The 24553-nt window shown below is 65.3% G+C and carries 17 protein-coding genes; 10 read left to right on the top strand and 7 right to left on the bottom strand.

What is annotated here, in order from left to right:
* Positions 1–7: 7 nt before the first annotated feature.
* The 4 genes from HUT07_RS09945 to HUT07_RS09930 all read left to right on the top strand — a co-directional run bounded on the left by HUT07_RS09945 (position 8) and on the right by HUT07_RS09930 (position 6852).
* On the top strand, positions 8–1648 hold the full coding sequence (locus HUT07_RS09945; protein WP_108266093.1) for an acetolactate synthase large subunit: 1641 nt from the start codon (positions 8–10) through the stop codon (positions 1646–1648).
* 175 nt (positions 1649–1823) lie between these two features.
* Positions 1824–3335 (top strand): lysine--tRNA ligase, encoded by a 1512-nt coding sequence (lysS, locus tag HUT07_RS09940; RefSeq protein ID WP_176020804.1) that lies wholly within the window; start codon positions 1824–1826, stop codon positions 3333–3335.
* Between the two features lie 203 nt (positions 3336–3538).
* A complete protein-coding gene (locus HUT07_RS09935) occupies positions 3539–4684 on the top strand; it encodes a two-component system response regulator (protein ID WP_176020803.1) in 1146 nt (381 codons plus the stop codon).
* Positions 4681–6852 (top strand): response regulator, encoded by a 2172-nt coding sequence (locus HUT07_RS09930; protein ID WP_176020802.1) that lies wholly within the window; start codon positions 4681–4683, stop codon positions 6850–6852. Before HUT07_RS09935 ends, HUT07_RS09930 begins: the two co-directional genes overlap by 4 nt.
* A 94-nt stretch (positions 6853–6946) precedes the next feature.
* Here the strand turns inward: HUT07_RS09930 and HUT07_RS09925 are convergent, their stop codons facing one another.
* The 5 genes from HUT07_RS09925 to betI all read right to left on the bottom strand — a co-directional run bounded on the left by HUT07_RS09925 (position 6947) and on the right by betI (position 13795).
* The gene (locus HUT07_RS09925) at positions 6947–7819 is read right to left on the bottom strand and encodes a crotonase/enoyl-CoA hydratase family protein (RefSeq protein ID WP_176020801.1); all 873 of its coding nucleotides are present in this window, start codon (positions 7817–7819) and stop codon (positions 6947–6949) included.
* Positions 7820–7980: 161 nt separating this feature from the next.
* Positions 7981–9657 (bottom strand): long-chain fatty acid--CoA ligase, encoded by a 1677-nt coding sequence (locus tag HUT07_RS09920; RefSeq protein ID WP_176020800.1) that lies wholly within the window; start codon positions 9655–9657, stop codon positions 7981–7983.
* Between the two features lie 250 nt (positions 9658–9907).
* Positions 9908–11590, bottom strand: coding sequence for a choline dehydrogenase (betA, locus tag HUT07_RS09915; RefSeq protein WP_176020799.1), 1683 nt, complete (start codon positions 11588–11590; stop codon positions 9908–9910).
* 100 nt (positions 11591–11690) lie between these two features.
* Entirely contained in the window at positions 11691–13163 is a 1473-nt protein-coding gene (betB, locus tag HUT07_RS09910) for a betaine-aldehyde dehydrogenase (RefSeq protein WP_176020798.1), read from the bottom strand.
* A 41-nt stretch (positions 13164–13204) separates the two neighbouring features.
* On the bottom strand, positions 13205–13795 hold the full coding sequence (gene betI / locus HUT07_RS09905) for a transcriptional regulator BetI (protein WP_099818365.1): 591 nt from the start codon (positions 13793–13795) through the stop codon (positions 13205–13207).
* A gap of 170 nt (positions 13796–13965) precedes the next feature.
* On the opposite strand from betI, the gene HUT07_RS09900 reads away from it, so the two are divergent.
* Together HUT07_RS09900 and HUT07_RS09895 are read left to right on the top strand one after the other, a co-directional pair.
* The gene (locus HUT07_RS09900; RefSeq protein ID WP_176020797.1) at positions 13966–15516 is read left to right on the top strand and encodes a BCCT family transporter; all 1551 of its coding nucleotides are present in this window, start codon (positions 13966–13968) and stop codon (positions 15514–15516) included.
* Positions 15517–15633: 117 nt separating this feature from the next.
* Complete coding sequence (locus HUT07_RS09895; protein ID WP_176020796.1) at positions 15634–16086, top strand: hypothetical protein; 453 nt, start codon at positions 15634–15636, stop codon at positions 16084–16086.
* Between the two features lie 86 nt (positions 16087–16172).
* On the opposite strand, the gene acnA is transcribed toward HUT07_RS09895, so the two are convergent.
* Positions 16173–18926 carry an aconitate hydratase AcnA gene (gene acnA, locus HUT07_RS09890; RefSeq protein WP_176020795.1) on the bottom strand — a complete coding sequence of 918 codons (2754 nt, stop codon included), beginning with the start codon at positions 18924–18926 and terminating at the stop codon, positions 16173–16175.
* Positions 18927–19225: 299 nt separating this feature from the next.
* On the opposite strand from acnA, the gene HUT07_RS09885 reads away from it, so the two are divergent.
* The 4 genes from HUT07_RS09885 (at position 19226) to HUT07_RS09870 (ending at position 23398) form a co-directional block, all read left to right on the top strand.
* Positions 19226–19450 (top strand): AbrB/MazE/SpoVT family DNA-binding domain-containing protein, encoded by a 225-nt coding sequence (locus HUT07_RS09885; protein ID WP_099554759.1) that lies wholly within the window; start codon positions 19226–19228, stop codon positions 19448–19450.
* A gap of 6 nt (positions 19451–19456) precedes the next feature.
* The gene (locus HUT07_RS09880) at positions 19457–19855 is read left to right on the top strand and encodes a type II toxin-antitoxin system VapC family toxin (RefSeq protein ID WP_100465270.1); all 399 of its coding nucleotides are present in this window, start codon (positions 19457–19459) and stop codon (positions 19853–19855) included.
* A 39-nt stretch (positions 19856–19894) separates the two neighbouring features.
* The gene (gene acnB, locus HUT07_RS09875) at positions 19895–22486 is read left to right on the top strand and encodes a bifunctional aconitate hydratase 2/2-methylisocitrate dehydratase (protein WP_176020794.1); all 2592 of its coding nucleotides are present in this window, start codon (positions 19895–19897) and stop codon (positions 22484–22486) included.
* A 168-nt stretch (positions 22487–22654) separates the two neighbouring features.
* Positions 22655–23398, top strand: a complete 744-nt coding sequence (locus HUT07_RS09870; protein ID WP_176020793.1) for an energy transducer TonB — start codon at positions 22655–22657, stop codon at positions 23396–23398.
* A gap of 175 nt (positions 23399–23573) precedes the next feature.
* On the opposite strand, the gene HUT07_RS09865 is transcribed toward HUT07_RS09870, so the two are convergent.
* Positions 23574–24509 (bottom strand): hypothetical protein, encoded by a 936-nt coding sequence (locus tag HUT07_RS09865; RefSeq protein ID WP_176020792.1) that lies wholly within the window; start codon positions 24507–24509, stop codon positions 23574–23576.
* Positions 24510–24553: the final 44 nt, after the last annotated feature.

The following is a 24553-nucleotide window of genomic DNA, read 5'->3' as shown; positions in this document are numbered from 1 at the left end:
TCATTCCATGTCCAAGGGTTCCGATCTGCTCGTCGCCGCGCTCGAAAACGAGGGCGTCGAGCGCATTTTTGGTATTCCCGGTGAGGAGAATCTCGATGTCGTCGAGTCGCTTCGCCACTCCAGCATCGAGCTGGTCATCACCCGCCACGAACAGGCGGCCGTGTTCATGGCCGCCACCTACGGCCGTCTGACCGGCAAGCCCGGCGTGTGCCTGGCCACGCTCGGTCCGGGTGCATTGAACTTCACCACCGGTGCCGCCTATGCACTGCTCGGCGCGTGGCCGGTCATCATGATCACCGGACAGAAGGGCATCGTTGCCAGCAAGCAGGCGCGCTTCCAGATCGTGGACATCGTTGGCACGATGAAGCCATTGACCAAGTCCGCCCGGCAGATCGTCTCGGCACGCACCATCCCCATCATCGTCCGTGAAGCATTCCGTACCGCGCAGGAAGAGCGCCCGGGACCGGTGCTGCTGGAACTGCCCGAGGACATCGCGGCGATGGAGGTCGAGGACGTTGCACTGATCCCGCCACACCCGGTGGATCGGCCGATTGCCAGCCCCGAGGCGCTGGACCGTGCGGCGCAGATCATCCGCGACGCCAAGCGGCCGCTGCTGGTGATCGCGTCGGCGGCGTCGCGGCCGCAGTCCAGCGAGGCGCTGTCGGCGTTCGTGCTGCGCGCCGGCATTCCGTTCGTTACCACGCAGATGGGCAAGGGCGCGGTGGCGGGTGGTTCGGGCCTGTACATGGGCACGGCGGCGCTGAGCGAGCGCGACTACGTGCACATGGCCATCGACCAGGCCGATGTGATCGTGACCATCGGCCACGAGGTGACCGAGAAGCCACCGTTCGTGATGCGCCCGGGTGGCCGCACGGTCATCCACATCGGCTATTCGCAGGCTGCGGTGGAGCAGGTGTATTTTCCGCAGGTAGAGGTGATCGGCGATATCGGTCGCTCGCTGACCCTGCTGGCTGACCGTATCGAAGGCAAGGTCGACAACGCCGCTGCGCTGCTGCCGTTGCGTGCGACGATCCTGGAGCACATCGCCGATCGCGCGGAAGAGGCGGGTTTCACGCCGCAACGGCTGGTGCATGACGTGCGCCAGGTGATGCCGCCGGACGGCATCGTGGCGTTGGACAACGGCATGTACAAGATCTGGTTCGCGCGCAATTACCGCACCCAGGTGGCGAATACGCTGCTGCTGGACAATGCACTGGCAACGATGGGCGCGGGTCTGCCGTCGGCGATCATGGCGTCGATCCTGTACCCGCAACGCCGCGTGCTGGCGGTATGTGGCGATGGCGGTTTCATGATGAACAGCCAGGAGCTGGAGACCGCGCGTCGGCTGGGCCTGAACCTGGTGGTGCTGATCCTCAACGACGGCGCCTACGGCATGATCCGCTGGAAGCAGGCGGTCGATGGTTTCGCCGACTATGGCATGACCTTCGGCAATCCGGACTTCGTCAAGTACGCCGAGGCCTATGGCTGCCAGGGACATGAGGTGACGGCGATCGAGCAGTTCATTCCGACGCTGGAAGCGGCGTTCACTGCCGGTGGCGTGCACCTGGTGTCGGTGCCGATTGATTATTCGGAGAACCAGCGGGTGCTGGTGGACGAGCTGCGGCAGGCGTTCCCGGGGAACGGGTAGGTGCGGATGGTTGGGTAGCGCCGGGCCATGCCCGGCGGATTTCCGGGGAACGACCGCCGGGCATGGCCCGGCGCTACCGGTTCCGCAGGGGCCGGGGCAGGGCGCTTTTGGTATGCTGGGCAACCGGCTGCGCCGGGCGCAAGACTCCCCCTCACTACACGATTCCCGCAGATCCATGAGCGAAGCTACCGATACCCCCCCCGTCGACGAAAACAAGTTGATCGCCGAGCGCCGTGAGAAACTCAAAGCGCTGCGTGGGCAGGGCATCGCGTACCCGAACGACTTCCGTCGCGAGGACTTCGCCGGCAGCCTGCAGGAAGAATTCGCCGATGCTGAGCAGTGGACCGCCGAAACCCTGGAAGGCAACAGCCGCCAGGTGAAGATGGCCGGCCGCCTGATGGCCAAGCGGGTCATGGGCAAGGCCAGTTTCGCCCAGATCCAGGACGAATCCGGCCGCATCCAGCTGTTCCTGCAGGGCAGCGTGCTGGGCGATGCCTACACCGCCTTCAAGGGCTGGGACGTGGGCGACATCATTGCGGTTGAAGGTGGCCTGACCCGTACCAAGACCGGCGAACTGTCGGTCAAGGCCGAGTCGATCCGCCTGCTGACCAAGTCGCTGCGCCCGCTGCCGGACAAGTGGCACGGGCTGGCCGACGTCGAGCAGCGTTACCGTCAGCGTTACGTCGACCTGATCGTGACGCCGGAATCGCGTGCGGTGTTCATCAAGCGCTCGAAGATCATCCGTGCGATGCGTGCATGGCTGGACAACCGCGACTTCCTCGAAGTCGAGACGCCGATGATGCATTACATCCCCGGCGGCGCGGCGGCCAAGCCGTTCACCACCCACCACAACGCGCTGGACCTTGACCTGTACCTGCGCGTGGCGCCGGAGCTGTACCTCAAGCGCCTGACCGTTGGTGGCCTGGAGCGTGTCTACGAGATCAACCGCAACTTCCGCAACGAAGGCGTCAGCACCCGCCACAACCCGGAATTCACCATGATGGAGCTGTACGAGGCCTATGCCACGTACAACGAGATCATGGACCTGACCGAAGGCGTGATCCGTGACGTGGCACAGTCGGTGAACGGCTCCACCACGGTTGAGTGGGACGGCGCCAACATCGACCTGGGCCCGGCGTTCCGCCGCTGGCGCATGGACGAGGCGGTGCGCCACCACAATCCGGAAATCTCCGCGGCCGACTGCACCGATCGCGACGCGCTGCTGCGCCATTGCGAGCGCTTGAAGATCCGCGTCAAGCCGTCTTACGGCTGGGGCAAGCTGCTGCTGGAGATCTTCGAAGCCACCGTCGAGCACACCCTGATCCAGCCGACCTTCATCACCGATCACCCGGTGGAGGTCTCGCCGCTGGCCCGTGCCAATGACAACGACCCGGGCTACACCGACCGCTTCGAGCTGTTCATCAACGGCAAGGAACTGGCCAACGGCTTCTCCGAGCTGAATGACCCGGAAGACCAGGCCCAGCGCTTCCAGGCGCAGGTGGCGGCGAAGGAAGGTGGCGACGACGAGGCCATGCACTACGACGCCGACTATATCCGTGCGCTGGAGTACGGTATGGCGCCGACCGGCGGCCTTGGCATCGGCGTTGATCGACTGGTGATGCTGCTGACCGGCAGCAGCTCGATCCGCGACGTGCTGCTGTTCCCGTACATGCGTCCAGAGCAGTAACCGGCTTTTTCGGCGTCTGTTTGTGCGCGCCGTCTAGGTTTGAGACGGCGCGATTGACGCGTCCCGCACTCGGCGTATCGTTATTGCACAACCTTGACATCGGCTATGGCTTGATGGCGTCAGGGGAGGCCGCAATGTGGAGAATCCGCTTCACATTGTGATGACGATCATGAATCGGGGGGCTTGTGACGGGAGTCGAGCCGATGCAGGGTGCCAGCGTGCACAGCGGCGGGGTATCCTCGCCCGTTGACCTTTCATCATGGTCGAGAAAGCAGGCAGAGAACGCCTTGAATATCGTCATCGTCGATGACCAGACTTCCGCACGGACGATGCTTCGTCACGTCATCGAGGACATCGCGCCGGAACTGAGCGTGCATGACTTCGGGGATCCGCTGACTGCGTTGGCCTGGTGCGAATCGTATCCGGTCGACCTGCTGCTGCTCGATTACCGCATGCCGGAGATGGACGGGCTGGAATTCGCCCGTCGTTTCCGCCGGCTGCCCAAACATCGCGATATCCCGGTGATTCTGATCACTGTGGTCGGCGATGAGCCGATCCGCCAGGCGGCGCTCGAAGCCGGCGTGATCGATTTCCTGGTCAAACCGATCCGCCCGCGCGAGCTGCGCGCACGCTGCTACAACCTGCTGCAGTTGCGCCAGCAGACCGAAAACGTGAAACAGCGCGCTCTGTCACTGGAGCAGCGGCTGCTGGCCAGCATGCACGAAGTGGAGGAGCGCGAGCGCGAGACGCTTTCGCGGCTGGCGCGCGCGATCGAGTTCCGTGATGCCGGCACCAGTGCCTATCTTGAGCGGATGGCGCGCGTGGCTGGCCTGATCGCCGAGCAGCTGGGGCTGCCGGAGGACGACGTCAAGCTGATCGAAATGGCCGCGCCGCTGCACGATATGGGCAAGATCGCCATTCCTGATGCAGTCCTGCTCAAGCAGGGCAAGCTCAATGATGAGGAGCTGGCAATCATGCGCCGGCATCCGCGCATTGGCCACGAACTGCTCAGTGGCAGCCAGAACCGCTTCATCCAGGTCGGGGCACTGATCGCGCTGCGCCACCATGAGCGTTACGACGGCAGTGGGTATCCCGATGGACTGGTCGGCGACGCGATTCCGCTGGAGGCGCGCATCGTCGCCGTGGCCGACGTGTTCGATGCGCTGATCTCGCCGCGCCCGTACAAGGAAGCGTGGACGATGGAAGCCACCATGGCCTATCTGTATGCCCAGCGCGGGCGCCTGTTCGATCCGCGTTGCGTGGACGCGTTGCTGCGCGGGCGCGAGCAGCTGGAACAGATCTGCGCCGAGCACTCCACCGCCTCTGCGCGGCCGGGACTGGGCGCGTGAAACGCCTGCTGTCGCGACTGCGGCTGCGCCTGTCCCAGCGCCAGGACAGCGAGCACGGGCAGCAGATCGTTCGCATCGTCCTGATCAGCCTGATCCTGGCGTACGTGCTGCTGCCTTCTGCACGACATGAACTGCCGCACACCCAATATGTCGGTGTGCTGGCGATCGTGCTGACCGGCCTGATCCTGTCGCTGCTGCTGTTCGGCTGGCTGCTGTGGCGGCCGGGACGCTCCGATCCCCGGCGCGTACTGGGCATGCTGGCCGACTACGGGCTGATTGCCGCCGGCATGATCCAGATGGGTGAGCCGCTGTCGTGGGTCTACATCGTGGTGATGTGGGTGACAGTGGGTAATGGCATGCGCTTCGGCAACCACTACCTGTATGTGGCCGTGGCGATGGCGATGGTCAGCTTCGGCAGTACCGCACTGTCCACCCCGTACTGGCAGCAGAACGCGCGCCTGGCCATCGGCCTGTGGCTTGGCCTGGCGGCGGTTCCCCTGTATTTTTCCACGTTGCTGAGGCAGTTGACCGAAGCGATGGCCGAGGCCCGGCGCGCCAGTGAAGCGAAGAGTCGCTTCCTGGCCAACATGAGCCACGAGTTCCGCACCCCACTCAATGGATTGAATGGCATGACAGAAGTGTTGGCGACCACGCGCCTGGATGACGAGCAGCGTGAGTGCGTGAGTACCATCCAGGCGTCTTCGCGCAGCCTGCTGGCGCTGGTCGAGGAAGTGCTGGACATCTCGGCGATCGAAGCCGGCAAACTGCGTGTTGTTGCCGAAGATTTCGTCCTTTCCGAAGTGATCCAGGCCATCGGCCTGATCCTGTTGCCGCAGGCCAAGGCCAAGCGCCTGGACTATCGGGTGAAGGTGGCCGAGACCGTTCCGCCGACCCTGCGCGGCGATGTTGGTCATCTGCGGCAGATCCTGCTCAACCTGGCTGGCAATGCGGTCAAGTTCACCGATCACGGGCGGGTCGAGATCCGTGTCGGCGTTGTCCATGCAGATACCCACGGCGGGGTGCGTTTGCGCTTCGACATTCTCGATACGGGTATCGGCGTCCCACAGGCGATGCGCCCGCGGCTGTTCGAGGCCTTCGAGCAGGCCGACGTCAGCATGGCCCGTCGCCATGAAGGCACCGGCCTGGGCACGACCATCGCCAAGGGACTGGTCGAAGCGATGGACGGCGAGATCGGTTACCTGGACAACCCGCCGCAGGGCAGCCACTTCTGGGTGGAACTGCCGTTTGCGCCGCCGCAGCCGGTGGTCCCGGGCGCGGTGCCGACCCTCGCGGCTGGAGATGAAGCCGGCGCTGGCGGCAACGTCATCGCGTTCGCCGACCCGTTCCTGCGCCATCGCGCGCGGGTGCGCAGCATGCAGATCCTGGTCGCCGACGACCACGAGGCCAACCGCATGGTGCTGCAGCGGTTGCTGCAGAAGGCCGGGCACAAGGTGCTGTGCGTCGATGGTGGCGAGGCGGTGCTCGACGCACTGGCTGAAAGCGAGTTCGATGCGGCCATCGTCGATCTGCACATGCCGGGCATGAGTGGCCTGGACATGCTGAAGGAGCTGCGGGTGATGCAGGCCGGTGGCGGCCCCCGCACGCCGGTGCTGGTGCTCAGCGCCGACGTTACTCCTGAAGCGATCCAGCGCTGTACCCAGGCTGGTGCGCATGCATTCCTGGCCAAGCCGGTGGTGGCTGTGCGCCTGCTGGACACCCTGGCCGAGATCGCCAACAACGCGCAGCTCAAGACCAGTGCTGCGCCGATCGTGCGCACCGCCACCAACCTCGATGGCGTGCTCGATACCGGTGTACTTGATGAGCTGGCGTCGCTGGGAATGGGCGAGGGCTTCGAGCGCGAATTCATCCGCCAGTGCCTGGACGATGCCGAGTCGTGCCTGCGCAAGGCCGAGGACGATGGTGAAGCGGCACGCTGGGGCGCTTTCCGTGAGCAGTCGCATGCGATCAAGGGCGTGGCCAGCAACCTGGGCCTGGTGCGCGCATCCAATCGCGCCGGTGAGTTGATGCGGATGGCCGACTGGCAGCTCAAGGCCGAATGGCGCCAGCGTCTTGCGGTGCTGCAGGGCGCGATCAAGGAAGGGCGGCAGGCGCTCGATGCACGCGCCGAACGCAGAGCGCGTGGCGTGGCCGACGACGGCGAGCGCTAGGATGCGGTCAGCTTGGGCCGGTGTGCGCTCAGGTTTCCCATAAAAAAAGCCCGGTGGCCAGCCGGGCTTGAACCCTGCGGGGGAGGGGAAGGTATCAGGCCACATCCAGATTGGCGCGTCGGGTCTGCGCCTTGATCAAACGGTCCATGGTACGCAGCGAACGATCGCCCAGGGCCAGCGCCGAATCGACCCAGACCTTGGTGATTTCCAGCAGTTCGTCGTAGCTGACCGCCTGCGCCAGGTTGCGCGCGGCATTCATCGCCAGATACGACTGCGGCAGGCGCTGCTGCTGGCGGATCATCTCTTCGACAGCACCGCGCCCTTCGCCTTTCCCGACCAGCACGTCGACCACGCCCATCGCGTGCATCTCCTCGGCACTGTAGACACGGCCGTCGAGAATGATCTTCTCGGCCAGCTGCGGCGACACCCGTCGGCAGAGGAACGAGTAGGCACCCATGCCCGGGAACAGGCCGAACAGCACCTCCGGCAGGCCCATGCCGCAGCCTTCCTCGGCCACGATGGTGTGGCAGGCCAGGGCCATTTCCAGGCCGCCACCCAGTGCATCGCCCTGGATCAGGGCGATCGAGCGGACGTCGCCGCCGAACCCGGTGTGAAGGTGATGCACGCCCTCCACGCAACGTTGGGCGTAGGTCAGCAGCAGGTCACGGTTGCCTTCCCGGATCAGTCGCGTGAACAGGTCCAGATCGCCGCCCAGGTTGTAGGCGGCAGCGTCGGAGGCCAGCACGAAATGGCGCAGTTGGCCGCTGTGGCGCTGTGCCGGGCTGCGGGTGATGGCGCTCATGTAGCTCCACATCTCGTCCAGCATGTCCTTGCGGCAGCAGGGACGAACGCCAGTGGAGGCATCGGCGTGCATGAACAGCCAGTGGGCGGCGCCATCAGCGCTGTCCTGGGTGCGGATGGTGGCATAGGGCAAGCCGCTGCTGGGCAGCTTTTCGATGGTACTCATGGAAGGGTCCTCGGCGGTGCGGCCCGCAGTTCAAGGTGGTGGCCGGCGGGCCGAACGGTCCACTCACGCGGCGATGCTACACCGGGCCCGGGCCTGCGCATGCGAAAAGGCCCGGGTCGTTGCCAACCCGGGCCTGAGCGCGTTCAACTTTCCGGAAACCCTTACGGGGCGGGCGTATCGCGGAGTTCGCGACGCAGGATCTTGCCGACGTTGGTCTTCGGCAGCTCTTTTCGGAATTCTACGATTCTGGGGTGCTTGTAGCCGGTCAGGTTGGCCCGGGCGTGCTCCTTGACCATCTCGGCAGTCAGGTTCGGGTCCTTCTTGACGATGACCACCTTGACCACCTCGCCGGACTTCTCGTCTGGCACACCCACTGCGGCCACTTCCAGCACGCCCGGCATCATCGCGATCACGTCTTCGACTTCGTTCGGGTACACGTTGAAGCCGGACACCAGGATCATGTCCTTCTTGCGGTCGACGATGTAGAAGAAGCCGTGCTCGTCCATCTTCGCCATGTCACCGGTGTGCAGCCAGTCGTCGGCGTCGATGGCCTTGGCGGTTTCCTCGGGACGCTGCCAGTAGCCCTTCATCACCTGCGGGCCGCGGATGCACAGTTCACCCACTTCACCCAGGGCCAGAATATTGCCGTTGTCGTCCTTGATGCAGGCATCGGTGGACGGAATCGGCAGGCCGATCGAGCCGTTGTATTCGGCCAGGGTGAGCGGGTTGATGCAGGCCGCCGGCGAGGTCTCGGTCAGGCCGTAGGCCTCGACCAGGGTGACGCCGGTGGTCTTCTTCCAGCGCTCGGCAACCGCACGCTGCACGGCCATGCCGCCGCCCAGGGTCACTTTCAGCGAGGAGAAATCGACGGTGTCGAAGCCGGGGGTGTTGAGCAGGCCGTTGAACAGCGTGTTGACGCCGGTGATGGCGGTGAAGCGCACCGACTTGAGCTCCTTGACGAAGCCCTTCATGTCACGCGGGTTGGTGATGAGGTGGTTGCAGCCACCGAACTTCATGAAGACCAGGCCGTTCGCCGTCAACGCGAAGATGTGGTACAGCGGCAGCGCGGTGATGATCCATTCCTTGCCCATCTCGATGCCAGACGCACTGATCCAGGCCGAGGCCTGCTGCATGTTGGCGATCAGGTTGCGGTTGGTCAGCATGGCGCCCTTGGCCACGCCGGTGGTGCCGCCGGTGTACTGCAGGAACGCCACGTCGTCATGGTCGATCTCGACCTTCGGCAGGGTGTGGCGGCTGCCCAGCTTGAGCGCCTGCTTGAAGCGCACCGCGCCCTTCAGATGGTAGTTGGGCACCATCTTCTTGATGTACTTCAGCACGAAGTTGACGATCACGCCCTTGGCGCCGAGCAGGTCGCCCAGGCCGGTGGTGACCACGTGCTTGACCGGCGTATCGGCGATGACCTGCTCGACAGTGTCGCCGAAGTTGTCCACAACCACGATCGCGGCCACGCCGGCGTCAATGAGCTGGTGCTTCAGCTCGCGCGCGGTGTACAGCGGGTTGACGTTGACCACGGTCAAGCCGGCACGCAGCACGCCGAAGGTCGCCACCGGGTACTGCAGGCAGTTGGGCATCATCAAGGCGACGCGGTCGCCCTTTTTGAGCTTCAGCTCGCCCAGCAGGTAAGCGGCGAACTGCTCGACCAGGGCATCGGTCTCACCGTAGGTGAGGGTCTTGCCGAAGCTGGAGTAGGCCGGTCGGTCGCGGTACTTCGCGACGGACGCGTCGAAGACCGAAACTACCGAATGGAACTCGTTGACGTCGATCTCGGCGGGAACGCCTTTCGGATAGCTCTGCAGCCAGGGACGATCCAGACTCATATTCCCCCTCCAGGAATCGTAATGATGGGTGCGGCGCGGACAGTATCCGCCAGAACCGCTCTCCGCAGCATACCGTCCCGTAGGGAAAACGCGAAGAGGCCCCGTGAGGGGCCTCTGCATTTGCGCGAGGGCTGCGACGGTGGGTGCCGACCTTGGTCGGCACCGCAGGTCCGCCGACGCGCCTGGAGGTGTGCCCACCAAGGTGGGCACCCACCAATGGCGAACGCACGCCAGTGCAGGGCTGTTTGCGTCAGCCGCGGCTGCGAACCGGTGCGCCGTTGGCCTTGTAGTAAGGCGCAGCGCTGCGCGGCAACGGCGCGCGGCCGCGGATCACATCGGCCAGCTTCTCGGCGATCATGATGGTCGGCGCGTTGAGGTTGCCGGTGACCACCTGCGGCATGATCGAGGCATCGACGATGCGCAGACCTTCCAGGCCGTGCACGCGACCCTGGCCGTCGACCACCGCCATCGGATCATCGGCGTGGCCCATCTTGTTCGAGCAGGACGGGTGATAGGCGGTCTCGGCATGCTCGCGCACGAACGCATCGATCTGCGCGTCGGTCTGCAGCGCGCTGCCCGGCGAGATCTCGCGGCCGCTGTACGGGGCCAGTGCCGGCTGCGCGAAGATCTCGCGGGTGATCCGGATCGCCGCGCGGAATTCGCGCCAGTCCTGGTCGTGCGACATGTAGTTGAAGAGGATGCTGGGATCTTCGCGCGGGTCCTTCGAGCGCACGTGGATGCGGCCGCGGCTGGGCGAGCGCATCGAGCCGACGTGCATCTGGAAGCTGTGCGCCTTGATCGGGTTGGAACCGTTGTAATTGATCGCCACCGGCAGGAAGTGGTACTGCAGGTTCGGCCAGTCGAACTCGGCGTCGCTGCGGATGAAGCCACCGGCCTCGAACTGGTTGCTGGCGCCGATGCCGGTGCCCAGGAACAGCCACTCCGCACCGATTGCCGGCTGGTTGTACAGCTTCAGTGCGGGGGCCAGCGAGACCGGCTTCTTGCACTCGTACTGCAGGTACATCTCAAGGTGGTCCTGCAGGTTGGCACCGACGCCGGGCAGGTGATGCACCAGGTCGATGTCCAGGCTGCGCAGCAGGTCGGCCGGGCCGACGCCCGAGCGCTGCAGGATCTGCGGCGAGGCGATGGCGCCGCCGCACAGCAGCACTTCGCGGCGCGCGGCGGCACGCTGTGGCTGGTCGTTGTGCAACCACTGCACGCCCACCGCACGCTTGCCCGAGAACAGGATGCGGTCGGTCAGCGCGTGGGTGACGATGGTCAGGTTCGGGCGCGGCTTGGCCAGATCCAGATAGCCGCGCGCGGTGCTGGAGCGGCGACCCTTCGGCGTGACCGTGCGGTCCATCGGACCGAAGCCTTCCTGCTGGTAGCCGTTGAGGTCGTCGGTGCGCGGGTAACCGGCCTGTACACCGGCCTCGACCATCGCCGCGAACAGCTCGTTGTTGCCGGCCTTCGGCGTGGTGACCCGCAGCGGGCCGTCGCCGCCGTGGTAGTCATTGGCGCCGATGTCGCGGGTTTCGGCCTTGCGGAAGTACGGCAGGCAGTCCAGGTAGGTCCAGTCTTCCAGGCCCGGCATGCCGGCCCAGTTGTCGTAGTCCATCGCGTTGCCACGGATGTAGCACATGCCGTTGATCAGCGACGAACCGCCCAGGCCCTTGCCACGACCGCAGTCCATCCGGCGGTTGTTCATGAAGGGCTCGGGATCGGTCTTGTACGCCCAGTTGTAGCGCTTGCCCTGCAGCGGGAAGGCCAGCGCGGCGGGCATCTGGGTACGGAAATCGAGCCGGTAGTCCGGGCCACCGGCCTCCAGCAGCAGCACGCTGACATCGGCATCTTCGGTGAGGCGGGTGGCCAGCACGTTGCCGGCCGAACCGGCGCCGATGATGATGTAGTCGTACTCGTTATGAGTGCTCATGGGTGTCTCCTTCAGGCCGGGCGCACTGCAGGCAGGCGTCCCGGCGTAATCTCGGATCGGCGCGGTGGCCGGACGATGGGGCGTGCTCAGAGCGCGCCGATCAGAACACGCTGGCGTAGTCGCCCAGCTCGACCTGCACCGATTTGATGCGGGTGTAGTGGCCCAGGGTGGACAGGCCGTTTTCGCGGCCGACGCCGGACTCCTTGTAGCCGCCCACCGGCATTTCGGCCGGCGACTCGCCCCAGGTGTTGATCCAGCAGATGCCGGCTTCCAGACGGTGGATGATGCGATGCGCGCGGCTGATGTCCTTGCTGACCACGCCTGCGGCCAGGCCGAAGGTGGTGTCGTTGGCGCGGCGCACCACTTCGTCTTCGTCGTCGTAAGCGAGGATGCTCATCACCGGTCCGAAGATCTCTTCGCGGACAATGGTCATGTCATCGCGGCAGTCGGAGAACACGGTCGGCAGCACGTAGGCACCGTTGGCCAGGGCGCCGTCGGTGGCACGGCCGCCGCCGGTCAGCAGGCGCGCGCCTTCGGCCTTGCCGCTTTCGATGTAGCGCAGCACGTTTTCCATGTGCGGGAAGCTGGTCAGCGGGCCGAAGTTGGTCTCGGCGGCCATCGGGTCGCCGACGCGGATGCGCTTGACGCGCGCGACAACAGCGGCTTCGAACGCGGCCAGCATGCTGCGCGGCACGAATACGCGGGTGCCATTGGTGCAGACCTGGCCGGAGCTGAAGAAGTTGGCCATCACCGCGATGTCGGCGGCACGGTCCAGATCGGCGTCGTCACAGATCACCAGCGGCGACTTGCCGCCGAGTTCCATGGTCACTTCCTTCAGTGACGACGACGCGGCGCTGGCCATCACCTTCTTGCCAGTGGCGACGCCACCGGTGAAGGAGATCTTCTCGATCACCGGGTGCTCGGTCAACCACTGGCCGATCTCACGGCCCGGGCCCTGCACCACGTTGAACACACCGGCCGGCACTCCGGCTTCGGTGTAGATCTCGGCCAGCTTGATCGCGGTCAACGGGGTCACTTCCGACGGCTTGAACACCATCGCGTTGCCGGCGGCCAGGGCTGGGGCCGACTTCCACATGGCGATCTGGATCGGGTAGTTCCAGGCGCCGATGCCGGCGACCACGCCCAGCGGTTCGCGACGGGTGTAGAAGAAGCTCGATTCGCGCAGCGGCAGCTGGATGCCTTCGATGGCAGTGGCCAGGCCGGCGTAGTACTCGACCACGTCGGCACCGGTGACGATGTCCACAGTGGTGGTTTCAGCCAGCGCCTTGCCGGTGTCCAGGGTTTCCAGGTGGGCCAGCTCGTCGTTGCGCTCGCGCAGGATCTCGACCGCGCGGCGCAGAATGCGCGAGCGCTCCATCGCGGTCATCGCTGCCCACACCTTCTGGCCTTCGCTTGCGCTTTCAACCGCGCGCTCGACATCGGCCTGGCTGGCGATCTGCACGTCGGCCAGCACCTGGCCAGTGGCCGGGTTGACGGTCTGGAAGGTCTTGCCACTGGTGGCGTCGACGCGGCGGCCGTGGATGTAGAGCTGTTGCACGGGCAGGGTGGTCATCGGCGTACTCCTGGAAGGGGTGGGGCGGGGTCGCAGCGCGCTCAGGGCGCGTTGGCCTGCAATTGGAAATCGATGTAGCCGTAGGCGATGCGGCGGGCCTTGTCAGCGTTGAAATCACCGCCGACCAGGCTGCCGCGAAGCCACAGGCCGTCGATCATCGCGGCCAGTCCGCGTGCGGACAGGCGTGCCTGCGCATGCGGTAGCTGGCGGTTGAACTGGTGGCAGAGGTTGGAAAACAGGCGCTGGTCGTTGGCGCGTTGCAACCGGGTCAGTTCCGGCTGGTGCATGCTCGCGGCCCAGAACGTCAGCCATACACGCATGGCGGTCCCGTTGGTCTGGCTGTCGTCGAAATTGCCATCAACGATGGCGCGAAGCTGTGAACGTGCGTCGTCGGCTGCGGCATCGCGGTAGCGGGCGACAGCGGCCTTCAGCTCACGCAGGATCTGCCGCATTGCGGCATTGAGCAGGCCGTCCTTGTCGCCGAAGTAGTGGGCAACGATGCCGCTGGACAGGCCGGCCTTCTTCGCGATGGTGGCGACGGTAGCATCGGCCATGCCGATCTCGTCGATGGTCTGGAAAGTGGCCCGGATCAGCTGCTCGCGACGGACCGGTTCCACGCCTTTCTTCGGCATTGTCTCTCCACGGATTGCGACCCGGAATGCCGGGCTGGTGCAGATCATACTTTTTATTGATTGAACGTTCAATCAATAAACCCTACGATGCCGGTCGCGCCCCCACGCCATGGGCCCGGTTTCCGGTCCGGCCCCGCCCATGTGCCCCCTTGGACTGATGAGACGATCCCATGTCTTCCCTGGCTCATCCCAAGCGCTCGCCCCTGCGCTTGAACCGTTTCGTGTTCTTCAGTTCTTCGATCTCCATCGGCATCCTCGGTGCGTTGACCGTGTTCTTCCCGGAGGCCAGCGAGCACTGGCTGCAATTGGCGCAGGCCGAGGTCTCGGCGGCGTTCGGCTGGTGGTACATGCTGCTGATCGTGGCCTGCCTGGCGTTCGTGCTGTGGCTGGCGTTCTCCCCGTACGGCCGCATCCGCCTGGGCCATAACGAGGAATCGCCGGCGTTCGGCTACGTGGCCTGGGTATCGATGCTGTTCTCGGCCGGCATCGGCATCGCGCTGCTGTACTACGGCGCCTACGAGCCGCTGGACCATTTCCTCAACCCGCCCGGGCAGCCCGGCGGCACCGTTGCGGCCGGCCGCGAAGCGATGGTGCTGACCTTCCTGCACTGGGGCCTGCACGGCTGGGCGTTGTACGCGCTGGTCGGCGTGGCGCTGGGCTACTTCGCTTATCGCCGTAACCTGCCGCTGGCGCTGCGTTCGGCGCTGTATCCGATCTTCGGTGAGCGCATCCACGGCCGTATCGGCGACATGGTGGATGGCTTCGGCATCCTGGCGACGCTGATCTCGATGGTCACCAACCTCGGCATCGGTGCGCTGGTGGTGCAGTCCGGCCTGGTCTACCTGTTCCACATCCCGGATACGCCGCAGGTGCTGGTGGCGATCGTGCTGGTGATGATGGTGGTGGCCACCATCGGCGTCGTTGCCGGTGTGGAGAAGGGTATCGCCTGGCTCTCCAACCTCAATGTGCGGTTGCTGTGCCTGTTGCTGCTGTTCGTGCTGGTGACCGGGCCGACCCTGCACCTGTTCGATGGTCTGGTGCAGAACACCGGCGACTACCTCGGTGCGTTCGTGCGCAAGAGCTTCGACATGTACCTCAACGACCCGAAGGGGCGTGAGTGGATGGGCTCGTGGACGCTGTTCTATTGGGCCTGGTGGATTGCCTGGGCGCCGTTCGTGGGCCTGTTCGTAGCGCGCATCTCACGCGGTCGCACCATCCGCGAAGTGATCATGGGCGTGCTGCTGATTCCGCTGGGTTTCACCCTGGCGTGGCTGTCGATCTTCGGCAACACCGCCATCGATCTGGTGCTGAACCATGGCCAGGCGGTGCTGGGCGAAGTGGCCCAGCATGACGCGGCGATGACCCTGTTCAAGCTGCTGGAGTACCTGCCCGCAGCGCCCTATGTCGCCGGTGCTGCGGTGGTGATCGGGTTCGTGCTGTTCCTGACCCCGGTCGATTCGGGCACGCTGATGATTGCCAATCTGTGCACGCGCCGCGTCGATGATGGGGTGGAGGATGGGCATGACGCGCCGATCTGGCTGCGCGTGTTCTGGGCGGTGGGCATCACTGTGGCCAGTGTCGGTCTGCTGCTGGCCGGCAACTTCAGCGCGATGCAGACGGCGGTGGTGCTGTGCGGCCTGCCGTTCTCGGCCATCCTGGCGCTCTACATGTGGGGCCTGCTGAAGGCGCTGCGCACGGACCCGGACGCACCGCGGCGCTGAGTGCCGGCGCTGCGCGGGTATCGACGTGGGTCGGTGCCCGCCACATTTCGTTGCATTCCTAGATACGTCGCATAGCGTCGTGATCGACCATGGGGTCTCTTCAAGCAGGAGATCCCGATGAAACGATGCCTCTGTGGCCTGTTGCTGTCCGCCACGGTTCCGTTGAGTGCCGAGCCGCTTCCGCCGCCGTTGCGACAGCTGGACTTTCCGGTGCTGGCAGTGGGGGACGCAGGTCAGTTCAGGGTGAAGGTGCCGGCCTATTCGGGCGGGCAGGGGCGCGTGTCCTATGCCGCGCATGCGCTGATGCCGGGCAGCGATGAGGATCGCGGCTACCGGTTCATAGGCGTGCAGTGTGGTGATGGCTTCACCCCGCGGGTGCATCCGGGCGAGCGCGGTGTGGTCTGTTCGCGCATCGGCCAGGCGCCACATGCAGCGTTCGAGATGGTGGTGACCGTGCTCAATGTCGGCGCCGCGCACGGCGAGTCGATGATGCCGGAGGGGCTGCGAAGCCTGATCTATGACGTCGGGCCGAGCGAGGCGCCCTGGCGGATCTATGGTGTCAGGCCGTAAGGCAGTGATTCTGTAGAGCCGAGCCGATGCTCGGCTGCGGTTGGTGGCAATGCAGCCGAGCATGGCTCGGCTCTACAGGTCAGGCGTTACTTGCTGGCCAGTTGGCGCAGTACGTACTGCAGCAGGCCGCCGTGGCGGAAGTATTCGACTTCCTTCGGGGTCAGCAGCATCACCGAGACCTCGAAGGTCTTTTTCGTGCCATCGGCCTTGGTCGCGGTGACCGTGGCACGCTTGCTGGCGCCGTCCTGCAGGCCGGTGACATCGAGCACTTCCGATCCGTCCAGGCCCAGCGACTGCGCGTTCTCACCGTTGCGGAACTGCAGCGGCAGCACGCCCATGCCGACCAGGTTGGAACGGTGGATGCGCTCGAAGCTCTCAGCGATCACCGCCTTCACCCCCAGCAGCAGGGTGCCCTTGGCCGCCCAGTCACGCGACGAACCGGTACCGTATTCCTTGCCGGCCAGCACCACCAGCGGCACGTTGTCGGCCTTGTACTTCATCGCCGCATCGTAGATCGCCAGCTTTTCCGGCTGGCCGCCGTTGGCCGGGTAGTACAGGGTGTTGCCACCTTCTTCGCCACCGAACATCAGGTTCTTGATGCGGATATTGGCGAAGGTGCCGCGGACCATGACGTCATCGTTGCCACGGCGGCTGCCGTAGCTGTTGAAGTCGGCCGGCTGCACGCCGCGCTCCTGCAGGAAGCGGCCTGCAGGCGAGTCCTTCTTGATGTTGCCTGCGGGGGAGATGTGGTCGGTGGTGATCGAATCACCGAACAGGCCCATCACGCGCGCGCCGTGCACGTCGTCGATGCTGCCGACCTGCATGGTCATGCCATCGAAGTACGGCGGGTTCTTGATATAGGTGGAGGCATCGCTCCACTCGTACAGATTGCCGTCCGGCGAGGCGATGGTGTTCCAGCGGGTATCGCCCTTGAACACGTCGGCGTAGTTCTGCTTGAACATTTCCGGGCCGACCGTCGCAGCGATGACATCGCCGATTTCCTTGTTGCTGGGCCAGATGTCACGCAGGTATACCGGCTGGCCATCGCTGCCGGTGCCGAGCGGTTCGGTGGTCAGGTCGATGTCCGTGGTACCGGCGATGGCGTAGGCCACCACCAGCGGCGGGCTGGCCAGGTAGTTCATCTTCACTTCGGGATGCACGCGGCCCTCGAAGTTGCGGTTGCCCGACAGCACCGAGGTGACCACCAGGTCGCCACTGGCGATGCCGGCGCTGACTTCGGTCGGCAGCGGGCCGGAGTTGCCGATGCAGGTGGTGCAGCCATAGCCGACCACGTAGAAGCCGATCTTCTCCAGCTCCTTCAGCACGCCGGCCTTTTCCAGGTAGTCGGTGACCACGCGCGAACCTGGGCCGAGCGAGGTCTTCACCCAGGGCTTGCGGTCCAGGCCCTTGGCGGCCGCATTGCGGGCCAGCAGGCCGGCACCGATCATCACCGCCGGGTTGGAGGTGTTGGTACACGAAGTGATGGCGGCGATGACCACTGCGCCGTCCTTCAGCCGTACCTTGCGGTTCTCGATCTCGATGTCGGCGAAGCCCTTGGCCAACTGCTCGTTGCCTACTGCTGCGCCGCCGCCTTCATTGACGAAGGTCGATACATCGTCGCTGCGCTTGTCCCGGTTGGCGGTCATGCCGACCAGGGCATCGCGGTAGTTCTTCTGCACGTCTTCCAGCAGCACGCGGTCCTGCGGGCGCTTGGGGCCGGCCAGCGACGGCTTCACCGTGCCCATGTCCAGTTCCAGCGTGGTGCTGTACTGGGCGTGCGGGCTGTTGGCGTCGTGCCACAGGCCCTGCGCCTTGGCATAGGCTTCGACCAAAGCGATCTGCTCTTCGCTGCGGCCGGACAGGCGCAGGTAGGTGAGCGATTCGTTGTCGATCGGGAAGATGCCGCAGGTGGCGCCGTATTCCGGAGCCATGTTGCCGATGGTGGCGCGGTCGGCCAGTGGCAGGTGCTGCAGGCCGTCGCCATAGAACTCGACGAACTTGCCGACCACGCCGAGCTTGCGCAGCATCTGGGTGACGGTCAGCACCAGGTCGGTGGCGGTGGCGCCTTCGGGCAGCTTGCCGGTCAGCTTGAAGCCGACCACCTGCGGGATCAGCATCGACGAGGGCTGGCCGAGCATGGCCGCTTCAGCCTCGATGCCGCCTACGCCCCAGCCGAGCACGCCGATGCCGTTGATCATGGTGGTGTGGCTGTCGGTGCCGAACACCGTGTCGGGATAGGCAACCGCCTTACCATCCTTGTCCGCGGTCATCACCACGCGGGCCAGGTTTTCCAGGTTCACCTGGTGGACGATGCCGGTGTTGGGCGGCACCACCTTGAAGTTGTCGAAGGCCTTCTGGCCCCAGCGCAGGAAGCCGTAGCGTTCCTGGTTCCGCTGGAACTCGATCTTGCCGTTGAGGTCCAGCGCGTCGGGCTTGCCGAACACGTCGACCTGCACCGAGTGGTCGATGACCAGTTCGGAGGGAATCAGCGGGTTGATCTGCTCCGGGCTGCCGCCCAGCTTGACCACCGCATCGCGCATCGCGGCCAGGTCGACCACGCAGGGCACGCCGGTGAAGTCCTGCAGCACCACGCGCGCGGGCATGAAGGCGATCTCGGTATCCGGCTCGGCGGTCGGGTTCCAGCGGGCGACGGCTTCAATGTGGTCCGGGCCGACGGTGGCGCCGCCGTCCTCGTGCCGGAGGAGGTTCTCCAGCAGGATCTTCATCGAGTAGGGCAGGTGGGAGATATCGAAGCGCTGGCCCAGCGTGGGCAGGCTGAAATAGTCGTAGGTCTTGCCGCCGACGTTCAGCTGGCTGCGGGTGGAGAACGAATCGCTCATGCGGGATGACTCCTGTTGCGGATGGCTTGCAGTGGCCCGTACATGGACGGGCCTGCTTGCGGTCGCCGCAGGCCTTGCGGCCCCGGTCGTCCCAGTATGAACCCGTAACTGAATGGATTCACCTGGCCGGGTCCGGCCTGCGGCATCGGTTCAAGACTACAGAGGAAGGTGTATGGCGTATGTCACGTTTGTGGCCGATCCTTTGCGAGGCAGGGGCTGACGGTTCGCCTGTCCGGTTCAGGGTGGAAGTATGCCCGGGGAAGTATGTATAATTTGTGCATACTCTGGAGGGCCTACCGATGGAAGCCACTGTTGCAGAACGCGGGCAGATCACCCTTCCCAAAGCCGTGCGCGACGCGCTGGGCCTGACCAAGGGCACCTTGCTGAAGGTCGAGCTGGATGGCAGCCGCATCATCCTGCGCAAGAGCGTGGACGATGCGATCTCACGCGCCCGCGGCAAGTTCGCGCTGGATGGATTCGAATCTTCCGAGGCCGCCGTGCGCGCGGTGCGGGACGAGGAATAAGCCGTGATGATCGCCGTCGATTCACCGGTGCTGGTCGAACTGCTCAGCAATGGCCCGCAGGCCGACGCGGTCGAGGCGATGCTGCGGCAGAGCCTGGTCGGTGGCCGCGTGGTGGTGTGCGGCGCCACCTTGGCGGAGGTCTGCGCTTCGTTGCGCGGAGGTGCCGAAGTGCTTGAAGCGCTGGAGGAAATGGGCGTGCACTTCAATCCGATGGAGGCCAAGTCCGCATTGCGCGCCGGTGAAATGCACCGGCGCCACCGCCAACGCAGCGGCAGCCGCCGCAGCCTGGACGAATTCATGGTCGGCGCTCACGCACTGCTGCAGTGCGATGGCCTGATCACCTGGAACGATACGTTTTACCGCGACTACTTCAAGGGCCTGAAGCTGATCGTGCCGCAAGCCTGAGCCCATTTTTTTCAACCTACGCATTACCCGGGAGTTGTCATGTTGGAAGCCTACCGCCACCACGTCGCCGAGCGCGCTGCGCTTGGCATCCCGCCCCTGCCGCTGACCGCGCAGCAGACGGCCGATGTCATCGAACTGCTGAAGAACCCGCCGCAGGGAGAGGCCGAGTTCCTGCTCGACCTGCTGACCCACCGCGTACCGGCCGGCGTCGATGACGCTGCCAAGGTCAAGGCCTCGTACCTGGCCGCGATCGCGCTGGGCAGCGAGCAGAACCCGCTGATCAGCCGCGAGCGCGCCACCGAACTGCTGGGCACCATGCTCGGCGGCTACAACGTCGCTCCGCTGGTGCAGCTGCTGGACGACGCCAGCGTCGGCACCATCGCCGCCAACGGCCTGAAGAAGACCCTGCTGGTGTTCGATGCCTTCCATGACGTGCAGGAAAAGGCCAAGGCCGGCAACGCCAACGCCCAGTCCGTGCTGCAGAGCTGGGCCGATGCGGAGTGGTTCACCAGCAACCCGGAAGTGCCGCAGAGCCTTACCGTCACCGTGTTCAAGGTGCCGGGCGAAACCAACACCGACGACCTGTCGCCGGCGCCGGACGCGACCACCCGCCCGGATATCCCGATGCACGCCCTGGCGATGCTGAAGAACAAGCGCGACGATGCGCCGTTCACCCCGGAAGAAGACGGCAAGCGCGGCCCGATCCAGCAGATCCTCGACCTGAAGGACAAGGGCCATCTGGTGGCCTACGTCGGCGACGTGGTCGGCACTGGTTCCTCGCGCAAGTCGGCCACCAACAGCGTGCTGTGGTGGACCGGCGATGACATTCCCTTCATCCCGAACAAGCGCGCCGGTGGCGTCTGCCTGGGCTCGAAGATCGCTCCGATCTTCTACAACACCATGGAAGATGCCGGCGCGCTGCCGATCGAGCTGGACGTGTCGAAGATGGAGCACGGCGATGTCGTCGAGCTGCGTCCGTACGACGGCAAGGCGCTGAAGAACGGTGAAGTGATCGCCGAGTTCCAGGTCAAGTCCGACGTGCTGTTCGACGAAGTGCGCGCCGGTGGCCGCATTCCGCTGATCATCGGCCGCGGCCTGACCGGCAAGGCGCGTGAAGCGCTGGGCCTGGCCCCGACCGATCTGTTCCGCCTGCCAGTGCAGCCGGTCGACACCGGCAAGGGCTTCTCGCTGGCGCAGAAGATGGTCGGCCGCGCCTGTGGCCTGGCCGAAGGCCAGGGCATGCGCCCGGGCACCTACTGCGAACCGAAGATGACCTCGGTCGGCTCGCAGGACACCACCGGCCCGATGACCCGCGACGAGCTGAAGGACCTGGCTTGCCTGGGCTTCTCGGCCGACCTGGTGATGCAGTCGTTCTGCCACACCGCCGCCTACCCGAAGCCGGTGGACGTGAAGACCCACCACACCCTGCCGGAATTCATCTCCACCCGTGGCGGCATCTCGCTGCGCCCGGGCGACGGCGTGATCCACAGCTGGCTGAACCGCATGCTGCTGCCGGACACCGTCGGTACCGGTGGCGACTCGCACACCCGTTTCCCGGTGGGCATTTCGTTCCCGGCCGGTTCGGGCCTGGTCGCCTTCGCCGCTGCCACCGGCGTGATGCCGCTGGACATGCCGGAATCGGTGCTGGTGCGCTTCAAGGGCAAGATGCAGCCGGGCGTGACCCTGCGTGACCTGGTCAACGCGATCCCGCTGTACGCCATCAAGTCGGGCCTGCTGACTGTGGCCAAGGCCGGCAAGAAGAACATCTTCTCCGGTCGCATCCTGGAAATCGAAGGCCTGCCGGAACTGAAGGTCGAACAGGCGTTCGAACTGTCCGATGCCTCGGCCGAGCGTTCGGCGGCCGGTTGCTCGGTGCGCCTGAACAAGGAACCGATCATCGAGTATCTGACCAGCAACATCACCCTGCTGAAGTGGATGATTGCCGAGGGCTACCAGGATCCGCGTTCGCTGCAGCGCCGTATCGAGAAGATGGAAGCGTGGCTGGCCAACCCGGAACTGCTGGAGCCGGATGCCGACGCCGAGTACGCCGCCGTCATCGAGATCGACCTGGCCGACATCCACGAGCCGATCGTGGCCTGCCCGAACGACCCGGACGACGTGAAGACCCTGTCCGAAGTCGCTGGCGCCAAGATCGACGAAGTGTTCATCGGTTCGTGCATGACCAACATCGGTCACTTCCGTGCCGCTGCGAAGCTGCTGGAAGGCAAGCGCGACCTGCCGACCCGCCTGTGGGTGGCACCGCCGACCAAGATGGATGCGTCCGAGCTGACCAAGGAAGGCGTGTACGGCACCTTCGGCGCCACCGGCGCACGCATGGAAATGCCGGGCTGCTCGCTGTGCATGGGCAACCAGGCGCAGATCCGCGAAGGCTCCACCGCGATGTCGACCTCGACCCGCAACTTCCCGAACCGTCTGGGCCGCAACACCAACGTGTACCTGGGTTCGGCCGAACTGGCTGCGATCTGCTCGCGTCTGGGCCGCATCCCGACCAAGGAAGAGTACATGGCCGATGTGGGCGTGATCGCCGCCAGCGGCGCGGAGATCTACCGCTACATGAACTTCGACCAGATCGAGGAATACCAGGACGTGGCCAAGACGGTCGCTGCCTGAGGGTAGTGCCGGCCGCTGGCCGGCAGCCCGTTGAAACGAAGAACCCCCGGTGCAAGCCGGGGGTTTTCTGTTTGCTGCATCGTCTTCCACGCATCACCTGGCCTGACCGATGGGTGACACGTTTCCGCGTTCATGTTCTGCTATCGGGCTGTCCGTCCGGAGCATTCCATGCGCCCCGTTGCTGTGCCGACCCTCTCCGACGCCGTTCGCTGTCGTTCATTCCGTGCGCTCGTGAGATCGATGGCCGGTGTCGCACTGTTGTGCGTGGCATCCGTCGCAGCCGCCTATGAAGATCCACCGACGGTGGGCATCAGTTCAATGGCGAACAACCCCGCATGGTTCCCGGCGGCGGTATACAAGAAGGTTCCCCCGGGCAGGAAGTCACTGCTGCTGGAAATGCATGTGGATGCGCGGGGCGAGTGGACATCGACGAAGGTGATCGAAAGCAGCGGCTGGGAGGCCATCGATGCGGCCTACGTCAAGGCGAGCCAACGCTGGGACTATCAGGCGGCCGTGCGCGACGGCGAACGGGTGGCCGGCGTGATGCGGTTGCCGGTGTCGTTCTGCTTGGTGGCGTGCGAGCCGGTGCCGACGACAGCCGCTACCGGGCAAGCTGCAGTCGAGCCGCAGGACGGCCCGGCGGCGCTGGACCTGTCATCGCGATACGGCAAGGCCCCGATCTATCCGGGCCAGGCCTATCGGGACGGTTTGCAGGGCGAGGTGATCGTGGTGTGCCACGTGGCCGCCGACGGCACGCTTGCTGATGCCGTCGTGGAAACAAGCAGCGGCTGGGCCGTGCTGGATGAGGCGGCACTGATGGCAGTGAAGAAATGGACGTACACCGCCGCCAGGAAGAATGGCGTGCCGGTGCCGGGGCACGTCCGGATCCCGGTGAGCTTCAAGCAACCGTGAAGCGCATATTGCAGCGGCAGGCCCGATGGATTTGGTCCAGGTCGAGCTGCACCGGGATGTGGCCGGGAGGGGCGCTGCCTGATGCGGTAGTGCCGGCCGCTGGCCGGCAGATGCGCGGGGTCAGGAGTGCTGCCGGCCAGCGGCCGGCACTACCAAGGTGCAGGTGTGCCTTGACTCAGGCCTCGGTAGCGGCGGGTGCTTCTGCCGGGAGCTCGGCTTGCTCCGCAGGCTGCGGCAACACGCCATGGTCAGGGAACAGGCGCGGCAGCTCAGCCACGAAACGTGCAATGCAGGCGTCGGCAAACTCACGCGAAGCCGCTTTGGCCTTGGCGTAGTCGTCGGCCTGCCATTCCTGCAACGGGGCAACCCGTGCTTCGTCCTGGCAGTGCACGCCCTGGCCGCCACTGGCGCTGCGGAACAGCTTGCGCACCACCGGGAAGCCGATGGTGGCGTCGTGGCGCAGCTCATACGGCGTGTCGGCATCACTGAGCTTCTGGTACACCAGCGACCACTGACCGGCGCTGGCTTCGACCGTGCGCTCATCACTGGGAATGGCGCCGGGATGGGCCGCGAAGTAGATCGCCAGTTGTTCGCGGATCATGCTGGGCAACAGTCCGTACGACGGACTGGGCACGGCGCCGATGTTTTCGCCGCGCACGTTGTTCTTGCTGAAGCTGTTGCTGGTGCCGATGTCACCCACGCCAGTGACGAACGCCAGCGCAGACAGCCCGACTTTGGCTACGGTGACGGCAGCGGTGTCGGCACGCATCACCAGGCGCAGCACGGGATCGCCCAAACGATTGCCGTTGGGACCAACCCCCAGCCCGGACGTGATCTTGATGCGCTGCAGGCTGCTGTAGTCCAGCGCGGGCGTCGTCGCCGCTGCGACATCCGCGGCAGCGGGTTCGGCCGCGGAAACCGCTGCCGGTGCTGCCTCGACGCCGTCGGTTACGGGCGTGGCGTCCGTTGCCGGATCGGATGATCCTTCACTCGTGACCGCAGCGGCGGCGACGGGCGTGGGCACGGGAGTTTCGTCGCTGGCATGGGCCGAGGGAGCCAGCAGCAGACTGGCCGCGATCGCGGCGGTGAGGCAGGTTGGGCGTAATGCCACGGTGGAACTCCTTGGAAAAGCGGGAATGAGGTGCAGGACGCACC

Source organism: Stenotrophomonas sp. NA06056 (assembly GCF_013364355.1).
Lineage (GTDB): Bacteria > Pseudomonadota > Gammaproteobacteria > Xanthomonadales > Xanthomonadaceae > Stenotrophomonas.
Note: the sequence above shows the minus strand (reverse complement) of the source record. Positions and strands in the feature narration are given on the sequence as shown.